The sequence below is a fragment of the Lysobacter antibioticus genome, from assembly GCF_000731095.1.
In the GTDB taxonomy this organism is placed as follows: domain Bacteria; phylum Pseudomonadota; class Gammaproteobacteria; order Xanthomonadales; family Xanthomonadaceae; genus Lysobacter; species Lysobacter antibioticus_B.
Genome location: NZ_JMTZ01000158.1, coordinates 1 through 1,199, shown reverse-complemented (window position 1 = coordinate 1,199; position 1,199 = coordinate 1). Strand labels below are relative to the sequence as shown.

General features: G+C 66.7%; 1 pseudogene. It reads right to left on the bottom strand.

Going from position 1 to position 1,199, the window contains the following annotated elements:
• Positions 1–1,199 (bottom strand): annotated as a pseudogene (locus EX88_RS26660) (hypothetical protein); the annotation flags it as partial.

The window sequence follows — 1,199 nt, the reverse complement described above, 5'->3', positions numbered from 1 at the left end:
TCGGTCGAGTAGGTATAGCTGCCGTAGACCGTGTGGTCGGGCTGGATGCGGTACTCGGCGTTGATCTGCGCCGCGTCGCCGCGGTCGCCGGTGGTCAGCTCGGCGCCGACGCTCGACAGATTGCCGAACACGTACTTGCCGCCCAGGGTGAAGGCGTCGTTGTCGGCGTAACGGCCGTTGTCGTCGTCCAGGGTGACCTGCGCGGTGCCGTACAGGTCGAAGCTGCTGCCGAAGCGGCGCTTGTACTGCAGGGCGCCCAACACGCCGGCGGCGTCGAGGGTGGCGCGGTTTTCTTCGACGCGACGGATTTCCGCGGCCCAGGTGGTCGAGTCGCTGATCCGCCATTCGCCGGTCAACTGCGCCTGGGTCAGCGATTCGCTGCCGCGTTCGGCACGGCTGTAGCGGCCGTAGATATTGAAGGCCGGATTGAACTGGCCCAGCACCTCGAACCCGTGCTCCTGAACCTCCTGGCCCAGGTCGTAGCGCGAGATCGAGAAGCCCGGATCGACGCGACGCCACCAGGCGCCGGCCGACCAATCGAGCTTGGTCCAGCCCAGTTCCTTGAAGTTGGCGCGCGCTTCGACCGAGCGCGCGGTGCCCTTGCGGTTGTCGAGGCCGGAGTTGATTTCGTTGAAGCTCAGGCCGCCGTTGTCGGAGAAGAAGATCGGCGAACTGGTCGACTCGGTCTGGCTCTGCTCCAGCTTGAGGTAGGTGCCGCGACCGGCCTGCAAGGTCAGGTCCGCGCCCTTCAGGGTGTAGTCGTCGCCGGCGCGGTTTTCGTCGACATAGGTCGCGCCGAGCGCGACGTGATCGCCGAACCAGTGCTTGCCGCGGAAACCGGCGGTGACCGAGTCGGCATCGAAGCCGTTCGGAATGAACTCGTAATCGACCAGCAGCACCTGGGTGAAACCGTCCAGGGGCGTGTCGCGGGTCAGGGTCGGGATGTTCTCGCGGGTCACCTGCGCCAGCGGACGCGTCAGCAGGATGCGGCCCTGCATCTCGTCGATCTCGTAGTCGGCGCCGCGCACCAGGTCGACCCGGTTCTCGACCCGGCCGGTGGTGGCGTCGCGGACTTCCAGCACGATCTTGTCCGAGCCCGGCAGCACGTCGGTGTGCTTGAGGTAGTACAGGCTGCCGCCGGTGCCGATGAACTCGTTATGGCCGGGCGCGGTCTGCGCCTCGGAACCGAACACCCGCAG